Genomic DNA, 14,595 nt, shown 5'->3' on the forward strand with positions numbered 1-14,595 from the left:
CGAGATACTCAAAGCCTCGCAAGCGTTTGAAGGCGCAGCGCTGAGCCCACCCGCGAGCCCGCTGGATGGCGCGTCGCAGGCGCCAGGTGCCGAGGCACCGGCCTCAAAAAACTGGCTGGACCAAGCCAAGGGGGCGGTGGCAAGTGTCACGCTTTAGACCGTCCGCCTGGCGGGACCGCGCGGCAGCACTTACTCACATACTGGCGATGAGTGCTGGCCCAAACGCGTCACGGATAAACCCTGGCGCGATGTACCGCTCATAATGTGCCTCGGACAACAGGAAGAACTCTCGGTCGATTGCATCGCGCAAGTCGGTGAGGTGGCGCTCGCGAAACTCCGGCAATAACGCCAGGCCATAGGCATCCAGCTTGGAGATTACCCGCGCACCCGGGCAATCAGTTGGTAGGCCCAGCAATACGGCGACTGGTGCGGCATAAAACGAATCTTGCGATCTTCCAGTTGCTGACGCAGACGCTGCGGGTCAAACACTTCCAGCTTGCTGGCCATCACCTGCACCAGTAACTGTTCCAGGCGCAGCCACACCGCCTGCTTTTCGTCGGCGTTGTAGCCATTCCACTGGATGACTTCATGGTGATAACGCTTGCAGCCCCGGCAGACCAAGTCCCCGTAAACGGTGGAGCAGAGGCCGACGCACGGTGTCTTGATGGTTTGATTGGGCATAAAAAAACATCGACAGGTAAAACAAACACGCCCCAAGAGGGGCCGTTTTTATATCAATCCCAGCTCAGCGCGCCGCCGGTCTGATACTCGATCACACGCGTCTCAAAGAAATTCTTCTCTTTCTTCAAGTCCATGATCTCGCTCATCCACGGGAACGGATTCGTGGTGCCTGGGTACTCTTCCTTCAAGCCAATCTGCGACAAGCGACGGTTAGCGATGAACTTGAGGTAATCCTCCATCATCGCCGCGTTCATCCCCAACACGCCACGCGGCATGGTATCCCGTGCGTATTCAATCTCCAGCTGCGTACCCTGCAGAATCATCTGGGTCGCTTCTTCCTTCATCTCGGCATCCCACAAGTGCGGGTTTTCGATTTTGATCTGGTTGATCACATCGATACCGAAGTTCAGGTGCATCGACTCGTCGCGCAGGATGTACTGAAACTGCTCGGCCACGCCGGTCATTTTGTTGCGGCGGCCCATCGATAGAATCTGGGTGAAACCGCAGTAGAAGAAGATGCCTTCCAGGACGCAGTAGTAGGCGACGAGGTTGCGCAGCAGTTCTTTATCGGTTTCGACGGTGCCGGTTTCGAACTTCGGATCCGAGATCGAACGCGTGTACTTCAAGCCCCACGCGGCCTTTTTGGCGACCGACGGAATCTCGTGGTACATGTTGAAGATCTCGCCTTCATCCATGGCCAGCGATTCGATGCAGTACTGATAGGCGTGGGTGTGGATCGCTTCTTCGAAGGCCTGGCGCAGGATGTACTGGCGGCACTCCGGGTTGGTGATCAGGCGGTACACGGCCAGCACCAGGTTGTTGGCAACCAGCGAGTCGGCGGTGGAGAAGAAGCCGAGGTTGCGCATGACGATGCGGCGTTCGTCGTCGGTCAGGCCTTCGGGGTCTTTCCATACGGCGATGTCGGCGGTCATGTTGACCTCTTGCGGCATCCAGTGGTTGGCGCAGCCGTCGAGGTACTTTTGCCAGGCCCAGTCGTACTTGAAGGGCACGAGTTGGTTGAGGTCGGCGCGGCAGTTGATCATGCGCTTTTCGTCAACGGCGACGCGGGCGGAGGCGCCTTCGAGTTCGGCGAGGCCTTCGGCGACGTCGAGTTTGTCGAGTGCAGCCTTGGCGCGCACGATGGCGGCGGAGTCACTGGCGGTGACGGCGCGGGCTTCGATGGCGGCAGCAGCGCCGGCACGTCGAGGCGGTCCATGTTGGCTTCGCTCGCGTGGCCGGCATTAGCGCCTTTGATCACCGCTGCACCGGTGTCCTCGTTGTCGACTTCATCCCAACTCAGCATCGAAATATTCCTTCCTGATCTGTTCTGACGGCGTAGGAAGCCGTCTAAAAATACGCAATTTGCAGGCTACTAGGCATTGAAATACTGCGCATAGTGTGGTCGGTAAATACCGATACTGCACACTATGTAGTGGTCTGTTCTGTTTGTGGGCACACTATATGGGGTGTAACAAGGTTGGTCAACGCGCAGAAGCAGGCGCGAAGGTCGCAGGCCAGGGTCGGCAGTCAGCAGCACTTGCCCGGCCCCCGTGGAAAAGGGCATGGTGCAGCGCCGCGATATTAAATAGAATGAATCTCATTTGAGACTTACTCGCGCCGCGCAGGTTGCTTGCCATGAATGATGCTGTTGTGCCAACCCACGCCCCCGAACTGACGTTGTCGAGTTTGTACCGCGATCACCGCAGTTGGCTCGAAAGCTGGCTGCGTCGGCGCCTGGGCAATACCTGGGACGCGGCGGACTTGAGCCAGGATACCTTTCTGCGCGTGCTCGCCAGCGCCCAGCCGATTGCGCAGATGCAGGAACCGCGCGCTTATTTGGTGACCGTCGGCAAGCGCCTGCTGGTCAACTTTCATCAGCGGCGCAGCCTTGAGCAGGCGTATTTGAATGCCTTGGCGACGCTGCCCGAGGCGTGCGTGCCGTCGCCCGAACAGCGTTGGTTGCTGCTGGAGACCCTGCAAGCGCTGGATGAATTACTCGACGGTTTGCCGGTGCTGGTGCGCCGCGCGTTTCTCTGGAGCCAACTGGAGGGTTTGGGTTACCGCGAGATAGCCGAGCGGCTTGAAGTCTCGGAGCGCACGGTGAAGCGCTATATGGCGCAGGCCTATGAACACTGCTTGCTGGTGCAGGTGTGAGTCGCGACGTTGCGCGTGCCGCCGCCCAGTGGCTGGCGTTACTGGAGTCTGGCGCGGCCACCGAGCGTGACCACGCGAACTTGCAGCAATGGCGCGACAGCCATCCCCAGCACGAACAGACCTGGCAGAAAGCGCAATCGCTGCGCCAGCGCTTCAGCGACTTGCCACAGTCATTGGCGATGGCCAGCCTGGACCGCCCGCAACCGGGGCGGCGTGCGCTGCTCAAGCGCGGTTTGGGGGTTGTAGCGTGGGTGCCGGCCGCCTGGTTGCTCAGCCGCCAATTGCCTATCGACGCCTGGCGCGCCGACCTGCATACCGCCACGGGGGAGCGCAAACGGCTGCCGTTGGCCGATGGCAGCAGCCTGCAACTCAACACGGCCACGGCGGTCGATGTCGATTTGGCACAACGGCGCATCAGCTTGGTCGACGGCGAACTGGCGCTGAGGGTTCCGGGTGCTGCGGCGTTGACCGTGCACACCCGGTACGGCGAGGTAGACGTCAGCCAGGCCGAGGTGTGTGTGCGCCAGCTCGTCGCCGGGTGCCTGGTGTCGGTGCTTGAGGGCGCGGTGCAGGTGCGTGATGTGCGTGGAAGCGTGGCCACATTGAGCAGCGGTCAGCAAGCGATGTTGCAGCCACGCGGGTTGGCTGCCTGGGCACCGTTTGATGTGCTGCAACTGGGCTGGCGTGACGGCGTACTGACGGCACAGAACCAGGCGCTGGGGGATTTTCTGCGCGAGCTGGAACGTTATCGCCCCGGCGTGCTGCGCTGGGACCCAAACCTTGAAACGTTACGCGTCACGGGCAGCTTTCGCCTGGATGACACCGACCGCATTCTCGCCTTGCTGGCGCAAACCCTGGGGCTTGAGGTGCGCGCACGCACGCGGTATTGGGTAACGTTGAGCCGTACGTTGGTTTGACACTTACCGTCACAGGGGTCTCATACCCACACAGTCCCCATTAACCCCGTCTAGATCACATGCGCCCGCTGCAGCTCGGTCAACGACAGCGCCTTGAGCTGCGCCAGCAACGGGTCACGCCGGTCGCGCGGGTGGGGCAGGTCCACCACCAACTCCTGGCGAATGCTGCTCGGGCGATTGTCCATCACCAGCACTCGATCACTCAGGTACAGCGCTTCGTCCACGTCATGGGTGACCAGCAGCAACGCAATGGCATGGTGTTCAGCCAATTGCAGCAGCAAGTCTTGCAGCTTCATGCGGGTGAACGCATCCACGGCGCTGAACGGCTCATCCAGCAGCAACACTTGCGGGCGTGAATACAGGCCACGCGCGATGGCCACGCGTTGCGCCATGCCGCCGGACAATGCCTTGGGCAGCGCCTGCGCGAAGCCCGTGAGGCCGACTTCTTCGATCAACTGGTTGACCCAGGCTTGGTCATAGTGGTCGTCATCGCTGAACCCGATGTTCTGCGCAACCGTTAGCCAAGGCATCAGGCGCGGCTCCTGGAACACGAACGCGACTTCGCCCTTGGGGCTGCGCAGCTCACCCTCAAAGTCGGTTTCCAGGCCGGCAACCATGCGCAGCAAGGTGCTTTTGCCGCAACCGCTTGGCCCGAGCAGGCTCACGGCTTCGCGCGGCTGCAAGGCCAAATGCACGTGGGTCAACACCGGGGTGTCGGCGAAGCTTTTGCGCTCCACCCGAATCTCTAATAAAGGCTGCATGTTCATTGCTCCGCGCCCTGGCCATTGAACGTGTCGCGCCAGACCAGGCAGCGTTTCTCAAGTGCTGCGAGCACGCCATCGCTGACTTTACCTAGCAGCGCCAACACGATGATTGCCGCCAGTACGATGTCGGGCCGTGAGGTTTCCCGCCCGTCACTGAGCAAGTAACCCAAGCCCTTTGTGGCCGCAATCAGCTCGGCCGCCACCAAAAACATCCAGGCCAGGCTCAAGCCACTGCGCAAACCGGTAAACAGGCCGGGCAGGGCGGCGGGCAACAGAATGCGCCGCACCAGCCGGCGCCGGCTGAAGCCGTACATTTGCCCGACTTCCACCAGTTTGCGGTCGATGTCGCGAATCGCTGCGACGCCGTTGAGGTACACCGGAAAGAACGCGCCAATCGCGATCAGCACGACCTTGGAGGTTTCATCAATGCCCAGCCACAGCAGCAACAGCGGCACCCACGCCAGGCTCGGGATCGAGCGCAGCCCGGCGAAGGTCGGCTCCAGGTAAGCCTCGGCTTCGCGGCTGAGGCCAACCCAGGCGGCAAACACCAGCGCCAGGCTTGCGCCAATCGCAAAGCCTGCCAGCACCCGTAACAGGCTGGCGCTGATGTGTTTCCAGAGTGCGCCTTCGGCGAGGTCGCCAAGGGTCACGGCGATCTCGCTGGGCGCCGGCATCTGGTACGACGGCAGCCAGCCGATCCGCACGACGACCTCCAGCACCAGCAGGATCAGCACCGGCAACACCAACCCTTTGAGCCGCCGAGGCCAGGCGCTGCGAGGGGTGGCCGTCGGCGCCGCAAGGGCGGCGGGCAAGGCTTGGCTTTTGCTGGTCATCAGGCGCCCCTTACGGTGTTGGCAGGGTCTGGCCGAACGAGGTATCGATCAGTTGGTCGATCACCTGGTCCACGTTCACGCCCCGCCGTACCAATGCTTCGGACACCAGAATCGGCGCGGCGGCCTTGGACGCGAGTACATCCTTGGCGCTCAGCAACGGGCTGCTCAAGTCGGTGCGCGACAGTTGCAGCTTGGCCACTTCCAACGGCAGGCCGGACTCATCGGCGAGCAGTTTGGCGAACTCATCCGGGTGCTTCACCGCCCAGTCGCGGGCTTTTTCATACGCGCCGAGCACTTTAGTGATGGTCTGTGGATGTTCTTTGGCGTACTGCTCGGTCACGCTGACCACGCCGAAGCTGTTGAAGTCTTTGTTGCGGTACAGCAAGCGCGAACCGGCCTGCAGTTGGCTGGCGGCCATGTGCGGATCCAGGCCGGCCCAGGCGTCTACGTCACCTTTTTCCAGCGCGGTGCGGCCGTCCGGGTGTTGCAAGTGCACCAGCTCGACGTCGTCTTTTTTCAAACCGGCTTTTTGCAGGCTGCGCAGGGTGAACAGGTACGGATCGGTGCCTTTGGTGGCCGCGATCTTTTTACCCTTGAGGTCGTTGACACTGTTGATCGGCGAGTCTTTACGCACCACCAAGGCTGTCCACTCGGCGCGGCTATAAACGTACACCGATTTGATCGGGCTGCCATTCGCCCGGCTCAACACGGCGGACAAACTGGCGGAGGAGGCGAAATCGACGCCGCCGGCGTTGAGGTATTCCAGCGAACGGTTGCTGCCTTGGCTGAGTACCCAGCCGACTTTGGTGTGCGGCAATGCTTGTTCCAGCCAGCCGAAATGCTTGAGCACCAGGCTGACGGGTGAGTAGTAGGCGTAATCGAGATTGACCTGCGCGGGGTCAGCGTCGTCGGCGAAGGCCTGCGGTTGCAAGCACAGGGCCAGGGCACAGGCGCCCAATAAACGTTGGGTAAAGGGTTTCATGGAACAGCTCCGGACAGGGCGTTGAGAGAAGGCTTTCTTATATTCATAAAAGTGAATTGGCATATTCCATCATGCTTTACAGGAATATGCAGTCTCTGTGCCAGCTTGCGCGCAGGCGCATTTGCCAGGGGCCAGGCAGGCAGAGCTGTGGCGGGAGCGAGCAGATTGTTGATCTGCTGTTGGTGGGTGAACAGTTCTCATATATCCATATCGTATAAATAAAGAGTTATATATTCTTTTTAATGCGGTCGCAGATGGCGCATTTTGAGTGCCTGCGCATTTGTGCGGATTGACCAACAGCCAAAAGGAAAGCCTGCATGACTATTAAAGCGATCAACGTGCGCAACCAGTTCAAGGGCGTTATCAAAGAAATTTTACTGGGTGAAGTGGTGTCTGAAATCGACGTGCAAACCGCGTCAGGCATCGTTACCTCAGTGATCACCACCCGCTCGGTGCGCGACCTGGAATTGAAAGTGGGCAGTGAGGTGATTGCTTTTGTGAAGTCGACCGAAGTGTCGATTGCCAAGCTGTAACTCACTTTCAGAGGTGAGCGCGAGCAAGCCCGCTCGTACATGTTGTTCCATGCACACACCGTTGAGCCTGCAGCCACCCTCACCCGGTGGCTGTGTGCGTTTATTCGGTTCGACCAGGCCTGCGAGTGGCCGGCACTGGTTGCGAAAAGTTTTGAATTGAGTGCGTCGAACTACTTTCAATCAATATGTTTGAAAGTTGTTTAACGCGTTTACTTAGGCTGGCTGTTGATCTGGAACACTTTGTAAAACGATCAAAGGTATCGGCGGATTAGTCTGATGGTTGCGTCTTTCATTGCCTTGTTAGGCTCGTTTGAGGGATTAATCATATAAGGAATTGGTGTCGGTGAACTTATACTACGGTAATACTCATGCGTGTTTCTTCCTCCGCAGCAAATGTGTCTTTTTCTACCGAACTACCGGTTAGTGCAACTAATTTTTCTGTTTTTGAACAACCAGCGACTCCAGTGCTTAGCCGTCCACGCCGGGACACAGCGCTTGTAACAGATCATGATCGGGATGCGCCAAAAGAGATTATTCCAGATGAGGAAGTTCCTGCGCGTTTTCATTCACAGGTTATAAAGGCCAAGTACGGAGCCGCCGGCAGCGATTACGTGCGTGGCTATGACCACCCCGCGTCCATAGCACTGCCTGGCTATAGCGCCGCCCTTAAGGGTACGGCGCTGATGAAACTTGCACTGGATAATCAGCTCAGCCCTGAGCAAATGGGCGCGTTGCAGCGCATCAGTGAACAACGTGTGATAGAAGGCGCACAAAAGAACGTGAGCTTGTACACCTCGGTCATGACCAAGGTCGGCGTGACGACCACCCCTAATCCGCAAAGTTACTACCTCTCCATGATCAACCAATTGTCCGGAGGTGAATGCGCGGGGTTCTCACACGCCCTCTCGCTGGCGGTAGTCGAGGGTAAACATCATGTGTTTCTGGGGAACATCTTTCAGGCCACTGCCGACCCGGACGCGCCCGAATCCCAAGCGTTTTTCCGCAAACTTGCCGAGGTTCAGGGCGCGTTGAAATACCGTGATGTTGCACATGATCCTGCCACGGTGAAGGTCGCTCCCTACACTGCCATCATCCCGCAACTTAACGATTCGCCTGCCACTAAAACATTGCTGATCAGCAGTACAGGGCATCGCCTAACAGCGGGTGTGATCGTTGGGCCGGATAATAAACGAACGTATTACTACAGTGACCCGAATGTCGGCGCTACCTGGTTTTCTTCTGCCGAGCTTTTGGCAGAGGGCGTAAAGAAAATTTTCACTGATCCCAGGCTTGCATATTTGATTGAACCGTTAAATGCCGAATCGATTGCGGCCTTCCGCGGCGACACAAACGGGTGGTCGACGCCGTCAACGGACGCTTCAGTTGAACCAAAATATCTCATCAGTGTGTTTAACCGACACCATATTCCGAGCATGTCCGGCGCCACCAACGACATCAAGTTTCTGTATAGCGCCCCCTTGGGTGGCCTCGATAGCGTCAACGTCATTACGGCATCAAGGCTGCCGACGTCGGAGGCGTTTCGTCTTCAGTCCGCCTCGCCCGTTAATGACGCCTTGGTTGACTACAACTGGGTAGCGCGAGGGTTGGACGCGCTGCAGGCAAAAAAAGGCATGGCGCAGTTTCACCAGGCAACGGCCGTCTTGAGCGACGTCAAAGACTTTATTGTCAAACATCCGGATTCCGTGGTTATTTCAGCCATGAAGGCACTTTCCCAACAACTGACCCATGCGATCAATGAGGCTGCCGCGCCGGTTGATTATCCTTATATCTTTGAGCGTATGGAGCAAGACCGCGTCAAGTTGGCAGAGGACAAACTCGGTTTACCCAAGCGGTCCACGACCGAGGTTATCCAGGGTAAGCGCGTTGATGTAAACAGCGGTGGCAACGCCACCCCCGAGATGATTAAAGGCGTTTCGGTTGCTGTCGACGCAGCGCTGCAAAAGCTTTCCCAGAGTGATCCGGCCGCTTTCGCGGCGTTGGGTGAGAAAATCAAGGTGGTGGTGGCCAATCCTGGCGAGCAAGCGCAAACACACTTGCGTTTAGGCGCTGCGCCTACGCTTGTCATGGGCGACGACTTTTTTGCGCCCCTCGCGGCGAGTGACGCCACCGTCGCCGATCGCATTGGCCTTCAGGGTCCAGTGAGTGCTGATAATCACTCTGAGCACAAACAAGCGGCGTTAATCGCCGGCAAGCTGGGTATGGTGAGTTATTACAAGGCCAATTCCACAGCGTTCCTGACGATGGCCAACAACAACGAACCCTTTCGCGGCGACGGTAGTCACCTCAGCTCGCGCGCCTCAAGAACGTTACGTGATTTTGTGGCCGAAGCCTTCACCGCGCGCCTCTACGATGGAGCACTCCACAGTCGCGTCGAAACCTCAATAAGAAATGCTTTGCCATTACCTGCCGTCAGCCAGGCGCCGGTAACGCCACCGACCATCGGTGTGGCGCCCATCGACCCGGCGCAAGTGACGCGCCTGCAACTACTCGACGCCGCCGGGCCTGGCGTGCGCATCGGTGAAGTGGAAGTCAGTCGTGTCGAGCTGTATAAAATGGGCGCGCATATCGATGGCAAGCCGATTGAAGGCGCAACGGCGAATGACTCCGACGGTCGCAAGCTCGCCAATGCCGTGCAAATCGACTACGTCCGATTTGCGGCTTATCGCAAATCGGCGCCCACTGACGTTGTTGACCGCATGGCTAATATCGTTGCCGAGATCGCGGCCAATCGCAATATTGCCGCTGTGCCCTTGATCTCCCGTGCAGACGGTGGGCGGGTGCCTGACGCGTTGCAAAAAAATCTCGGTGAAATTACTCAACACGCTGCTGCGCTGCAAGCGTTGGTGAGCATCGGCAAGCCGCTGCCTGCGGATTTCTTTTCCGCAGAATCATCTGGCAAGGCCGGTGCGACTACCGCCGCAGGGCTGGGGTTTCGTGCGTTCAGTACGTATCAAGGGCTGCGCAGCGGCATCGAGAGCCTGGAGCAAGGGGACACCACGGCAGCGGCCATTGGTTTGGGCGCTGTCGCTGCGGATTTCGTGGGCGAGGGCGCTGAGTATGCCTTGAACCGCGCGGCGCAAGAGATCATCAGCAGTAAAGCGGCTTCCCTTGCCGGCTTCAAGACCAGCAGCGTCGGCAAAATGATTGGCAAGGCCAGCGCGGGTGTCGGGGCGGTTTTCAGTGTGCCTTTTGACGTGTACGCCGCGATAGATTCATTCTCCAAAGCCGGTCGAGCCACGGGTAAAGAGGCTCAGGACCACTATGTTGACGGTGCTTTCGCCGTGACCAGTGCGGTCACTTCAATTGCCTTGAGCGCTGCCTTTATGTCGCGTAACGGTGCTTCAAGCCGAGTGGCACTGATCGTGGCGGGCACCTTAATGAGTGCGCAAGCGATTTATAAGGCGGTGCGTAACGTCGAGGCGATTGAAAGCCACACGTCGCTGACAGATCAGCAGAAAATCAGTGTTGGGCTGAGGTCATTCCTCGGGATCGAACCGGGGTTCGATGTCATGAAGCCTTACCTTGAGGCAAAGTATTCCAAGGCGAATGAAGAAACCAACAGGGCTCGCTACGAGCGCTTTTTGCAAGGCCCGGGTAAACAATACTTTGAGCGGGTTGTATACGGTTCCACGGACGTTGAGGCCATCCGGGTTCCCGGAAGCGTTAGTCTGACGCCCTCACTGTGGTATTCGCCGATCACGTGGATGCTGAACCTTATCCCGGCGCCGGGTCTGGTGACGGAGGTTGTCGCCACCGGCGGTGATGATCATATTTCAAGCAAACTCACCTCCTGGAATACTAAACCGGTCAACACCGTGGAAGGCGAGCAAGGGGAAAGCAAAGCCACATTCTGGGACTTGGGCGAGGGTCGGGACTGGGTGGTGGGCATTGAGAAAAAACCCAACTATTTCGTCATGGGTGGCGGCAAAAAAGGGATCACGGGCGGCGATGCGGACGATAAGGTCGTCTTCGGCGCCGATGCACGCCAGTCGTTGGAACAAGCGACGCTGGCGTCGCAAGTGCCAGGCCAGGACGCCAACCCGCACCAAACCGCACTGAATGGCGGCGGTGGACGTAATACGCTGATTTTTACCGGGCCTTTGGTAACTACCTACAAAGATAATGGACGGGACGCGGAGGCCCGCTACGTGGGCCATGACGTAAATTTAAAAACCAATACCATCTCGATCAGAACCCCGGTTCCGATGGGAACCCTCGACCTGATGGCCGGTGTAAAAAAGATCGCGCATGCCCAGGCATTTTCTGATGTGACTACGGTTGAGAAGGGGCGAAGCGTTATTCATGGCAATGATCAGAACAACCTGTTCACGCTCAATGGCATGAATGACACAGTTTTTACCGGACAAGGCGCGAACGTTATGGTTATCAACGGTGGCGCGTCGTGGTCGGTGAGGGTGGTTTCAACACCTATATGATTAATCAGGGAAACCAGACCTACAGTAACGTGGAGATCAGTGACCCCGCCGACAGCCTTGTCAGGCTGGACTATAGTGCCGCGCAAGTATCGGGCTGGAGGATTAGTCCCGAGCAAGTGCGTAGCGGAAGGCGCACACCCGAGAGATTGATCATAACGCTTACCGGCGATACCCATGCGCAAACGCGGATTCTGCTTATCAATGATGCGTTTTCCAACGACTCGCAAGACGATAAGGGGCGGATGACGTTCATCACCAATGACGGCGTGATGATCACGGTCAGCGCGCCGCGCACGGCGGGCTCATCCGAGCGTGTTGTGCAGCTGAACAGCGTTAAGGTTGAGGCTGGCAGGCCCCAGGCCTGACGCAGGCAAGAGCGGTTGCACGCAAACGTGCCAACCCGTTTCAACGATCCAGCAAGCTGCGCTCCATGCGCAGCAAACCCTCTTCCAGCATCGCCCGTGGGCAGCCGAAGTTCAGGCGCACAAACTGCTGGCTGTCATCGCCGAATTCGATCCCGGCGCTCAATCCAACCTTGGCCTGTTCGAGGAAAAACTGCTGTGGGTCATCCAGCCCAAGCGCGCTGCAATCCAGCCAAGCCAGGTAGGTGCCTTGAGGGGCGTGCATGACGACGCCGGGCAAGCGCGTTTGCACCGCGTTTAGCAGGTAATCGCGGTTGGCTTGCAGGTATTGCAGCAACGCGTCGAGCCAGTCACCGCAGTCGCTGTAGGCCGCGCGTGTGGCTTCCAGGCCGAGCGGGCTGACGCTGTCGACCATGCCGCAGCGGGCATTGGTGAAGCGCTCGCGAACCTCGGCGTTTTGCACCACGGCAAAGCAGGTTTTCAAACCGGCCACGTTATAGGCCTTGCTCGCCGACATCAGCGTGATGGTACGTTGCGCGATCTCCGGGCTGAGGCTGGCGGTGGGGATGTGGCGGCGGCCGTCGAAGCACAGTTCGGCATGGATTTCGTCGCTGATGATCAGCGCGCCGTTTTCCAGGCAGGCGTTGGCCACGGCCAGCAGCTCTTCGCGTGGGAAGACTTTGCCGATGGGGTTGTGCGGGTTGCTCAACAGCAATGCACCGGCGCCGCTGAGCGCCTGGCGCAAGGCCGGCAACGGTGTGAGGTATTCACCGTCGACCTGCGCGAACGGTAACTCGATACGTGGCAGGTTCCAGTGGCCGGGGGCCAGGCGAATCGGGCGGTAGTTGGGGGTTTGCAGCACGACGGGCTGGCCGGGTTTTACGAACGCGTGCAGGGCCATGTTGAAACCGGGCTCTACGCCTGGCAAAAACAGCAGGTCATCGGGTTCTACGCGCCAGGCGTATTTGGCCCACAGGTCGGCGACGATGGCTTCGCGCACGTCCGGCCCTGCCACGCTATAGCCGAGAATTTGCTGGTCGAGGCGGTCGTGCAAGGCTTGCAATACGGCGGGTGGCGCGGCGATGTCCATGTCGGCGATCCACATGGGCAACACGTCGTGCGGGTAGCGGTTCCACTTGGTGCTGCCGGTACCGAGGCGGGAATGGATCGTGTCGAAATCAAAGCTCATGGGGGGCTCGTGTGGTGGGGCGCTGGAGAATGGCGCTGATTCTAGCGGTATTAGGTTTTTCGGTTGTGAGGATTTTAAGGCGGGCTTTTTCACCGCTGCTGCACCTGCGTGAGCAGCCGTTCGACCGCCGCAAACGCCACGCGCCGGCGCGCCTCCCAGTCGCCTCTGATCACCCGCATGGGCTGCTGATGCTGTTGCATCCAGTCCAGGCTGGCTTCAAAAAACGCCCGGCGATCCGCCAGTTGCGGCTGGCAACGCTGGCCGTCGGCGGTCCATTCCACATCCTCAGGGGACAGCAGCACGTGCAGGTCGTAATGCCGCGCCAAGAGTTCGCTGTCGAGCCACGCCGGGTAGTCACCGAACAGGGTCTGGCTCCACAGCTTGTTGGTCAGCAAGTGGGTGTCGAGGATCAACAAGTGCGGCTGTTCGGCGCGCGCAGCATCTTCCCAGGCCAGTTGGCCATTGGCGATTGCGGGGATGTCCGCCAAGCAGGTGTCACGCTGGTGGTGGTCGATGAAATACCGTACGTATTCCCCAACCATCAGCCCTCCGAACTGCGCGTGCAGTTGCGCCGCCAGCCAGCTTTTACCGCTGGATTCGGGGCCGGCGAGTACGACCACCTTCATGCGCGTAACGCCGGGTCGGCGCGCCATTCGCGCCAGCCTTGCACGGCGATGACGGTGAACAGCGCGTAGAGTGCGGCCGTGAGGTAAAGGCCTTGATAGAGAAACAACCCGGTGGAGATTACGTCCACGGCGATCCATAGCGGCCAGCATTGCACGCGTTTTTGCGCCATCCACAGTTGCGCCACCAGGCTGAAGCCGGTGAGCGCGGCGTCGATCCAGGGCTGGGCGGCTTCGGTCCAGTGGGCCATGGCCGCGCCGAGCAGCAGGCCGAAGACGGCACCGACGGCGAGGTGGGTGATGACCGCCGAGGTGCCGAGGCGGGTAACCTCGCGGCCTTGTTTGACGTTGCTGGTGCGGGTCCATTGCCACCAGCCGTAGAGTTGCAGGGCGGCGTAGACCACTTGCAGCAGCATGTAGGAATAGAGTTTCGCTTCCCAGAATACCCAGGTATAGAGCACCACCATCACCAGGCCGATGGGCCAGCACCCAGGGTTTTGTTTGACCGTGAGCCAGACAGCGATCACCCCCAGGGCGGCGGCGAACAGTTCAAGCCCGGACATGGTGGTTCCTTGGGAGAGTGGGAGAGGGCGGGGATTGTAACCAGCGGTGGGGAATCTTCAAACTGTGAGACGTTGGGTTCGGGTTCTCAGTGGTTTTATGGGGGGGCTTGCTCCCACAAAACCCCGAGCACGTTTGCTGCGCGACAGCGCTACATCAACGATGCAGTGGGGCCTCCCACATTGGATTTGCGCCGCTTGTGATATTGCGCTTAAAAAGGTTCGCTCAGGTTTTTGCCTCAGAGTCCTTACGTTCAATGTCAAACCCCTGGCTTTTACCCTGCTGACCGCCGCTGCGCTGCCTGCCCACGCCGACTGGTACCTGGACAACGAGTTCTCGCGCCTGTCGTTCGTCACCACCCAAAACACCGAAATCGCTGAAGTCCGTGTTTCCTGCACCTGAAAATGGTGCTGGTGGATGACTGGGTCAGCGTCGGTTCGTGCAATTTCGATCACTGGAATTTGCGCTTCAATCTGGAAGCCAACCTGGAAGCGCTGGACCCGCAATTGACGGCGGCAGTGGCGGGCAGTTTCGAGCGT

Annotated in this window: 11 protein-coding genes and 4 pseudogenes; 7 read left to right on the forward strand and 8 right to left on the reverse strand. The window is 59.1% G+C overall.

Annotated elements, in window-relative coordinates; all coding sequences use genetic code 11:
- Nucleotides 1–193 precede the first annotated feature (193 nt).
- Together F0169_RS24630 and F0169_RS24635 are read right to left on the reverse strand one after the other, a co-directional pair.
- Nucleotides 194–681: pseudogene (locus F0169_RS24630) on the reverse strand (DUF1289 domain-containing protein).
- Nucleotides 682–734: 53 nt separating this feature from the next.
- A pseudogene (locus F0169_RS24635) lies at nucleotides 735–1,984 on the reverse strand (ribonucleotide-diphosphate reductase subunit beta).
- 332 nt (nucleotides 1,985–2,316) lie between these two features.
- Between F0169_RS24635 and F0169_RS24640 the strand changes: the two are divergent.
- Together F0169_RS24640 and F0169_RS24645 are read left to right on the forward strand one after the other, a co-directional pair.
- Complete coding sequence (locus F0169_RS24640; protein ID WP_152747877.1) at nucleotides 2,317–2,835, forward strand: sigma-70 family RNA polymerase sigma factor; 519 nt, start codon at nucleotides 2,317–2,319, stop codon at nucleotides 2,833–2,835.
- Complete coding sequence (locus F0169_RS24645) at nucleotides 2,832–3,752, forward strand: FecR domain-containing protein (protein ID WP_172979546.1); 921 nt, start codon at nucleotides 2,832–2,834, stop codon at nucleotides 3,750–3,752. Before F0169_RS24640 ends, F0169_RS24645 begins: the two co-directional genes overlap by 4 nt.
- A gap of 50 nt (nucleotides 3,753–3,802) precedes the next feature.
- On the opposite strand, the gene F0169_RS24650 is transcribed toward F0169_RS24645, so the two are convergent.
- From F0169_RS24650 to F0169_RS24660, 3 genes are read right to left on the reverse strand one after another with little or no spacing between them, the layout of a single operon-like run.
- Nucleotides 3,803–4,519, reverse strand: a complete 717-nt coding sequence (locus tag F0169_RS24650; RefSeq protein ID WP_152747879.1) for an ABC transporter ATP-binding protein — start codon at nucleotides 4,517–4,519, stop codon at nucleotides 3,803–3,805.
- The gene (locus tag F0169_RS24655) at nucleotides 4,516–5,349 is read right to left on the reverse strand and encodes an ABC transporter permease (RefSeq protein ID WP_152747880.1); all 834 of its coding nucleotides are present in this window, start codon (nucleotides 5,347–5,349) and stop codon (nucleotides 4,516–4,518) included. The genes F0169_RS24650 and F0169_RS24655 overlap by 4 nt, the downstream gene beginning before the upstream one ends.
- A gap of 10 nt (nucleotides 5,350–5,359) precedes the next feature.
- Entirely contained in the window at nucleotides 5,360–6,331 is a 972-nt protein-coding gene (locus tag F0169_RS24660) for an aliphatic sulfonate ABC transporter substrate-binding protein (protein ID WP_152747881.1), read from the reverse strand.
- A 317-nt stretch (nucleotides 6,332–6,648) separates the two neighbouring features.
- On the opposite strand from F0169_RS24660, the gene F0169_RS24665 reads away from it, so the two are divergent.
- The 3 genes from F0169_RS24665 (at nucleotide 6,649) to F0169_RS27965 (ending at nucleotide 11,686) form a co-directional block, all read left to right on the forward strand.
- Nucleotides 6,649–6,864: a TOBE domain-containing protein gene (locus F0169_RS24665; protein ID WP_003173733.1), complete on the forward strand. Its 216-nt coding sequence runs from the start codon at nucleotides 6,649–6,651 to the stop codon at nucleotides 6,862–6,864.
- 368 nt (nucleotides 6,865–7,232) lie between these two features.
- The gene (locus tag F0169_RS24670) at nucleotides 7,233–11,321 is read left to right on the forward strand and encodes a hypothetical protein (RefSeq protein ID WP_241679169.1); all 4,089 of its coding nucleotides are present in this window, start codon (nucleotides 7,233–7,235) and stop codon (nucleotides 11,319–11,321) included.
- On the forward strand, nucleotides 11,288–11,686 hold the full coding sequence (locus F0169_RS27965) for a hypothetical protein (protein ID WP_241679170.1): 399 nt from the start codon (nucleotides 11,288–11,290) through the stop codon (nucleotides 11,684–11,686). Before F0169_RS24670 ends, F0169_RS27965 begins: the two co-directional genes overlap by 34 nt.
- 40 nt (nucleotides 11,687–11,726) lie before the next feature.
- Here the strand turns inward: F0169_RS27965 and F0169_RS24675 are convergent, their stop codons facing one another.
- The 3 genes from F0169_RS24675 to pnuC all read right to left on the reverse strand — a co-directional run bounded on the left by F0169_RS24675 (nucleotide 11,727) and on the right by pnuC (nucleotide 14,058).
- Complete coding sequence (locus F0169_RS24675) at nucleotides 11,727–12,872, reverse strand: MalY/PatB family protein (protein WP_152747882.1); 1,146 nt, start codon at nucleotides 12,870–12,872, stop codon at nucleotides 11,727–11,729.
- An 89-nt stretch (nucleotides 12,873–12,961) separates the two neighbouring features.
- Entirely contained in the window at nucleotides 12,962–13,498 is a 537-nt protein-coding gene (locus F0169_RS24680) for an AAA family ATPase (protein WP_152747884.1), read from the reverse strand.
- Nucleotides 13,495–14,058: a nicotinamide riboside transporter PnuC gene (gene pnuC / locus F0169_RS24685; RefSeq protein WP_152747883.1), complete on the reverse strand. Its 564-nt coding sequence runs from the start codon at nucleotides 14,056–14,058 to the stop codon at nucleotides 13,495–13,497. Before pnuC ends, F0169_RS24680 begins: the two co-directional genes overlap by 4 nt.
- 265 nt (nucleotides 14,059–14,323) lie before the next feature.
- Between pnuC and F0169_RS24690 the strand changes: the two are divergent.
- Both F0169_RS24690 and F0169_RS24695 read left to right on the forward strand, forming a co-directional pair.
- Nucleotides 14,324–14,443: pseudogene (locus F0169_RS24690) on the forward strand (YceI family protein); the annotation flags it as partial.
- A pseudogene (locus tag F0169_RS24695) lies at nucleotides 14,440–14,595 on the forward strand (phospholipase D-like domain-containing protein); the annotation flags it as partial. The pseudogenes F0169_RS24690 and F0169_RS24695, both read left to right, overlap by 4 nt.

Origin of the sequence: Pseudomonas kitaguniensis (assembly GCF_009296165.1) — a bacterium.
Taxonomy (GTDB): domain Bacteria; phylum Pseudomonadota; class Gammaproteobacteria; order Pseudomonadales; family Pseudomonadaceae; genus Aquipseudomonas; species Aquipseudomonas kitaguniensis.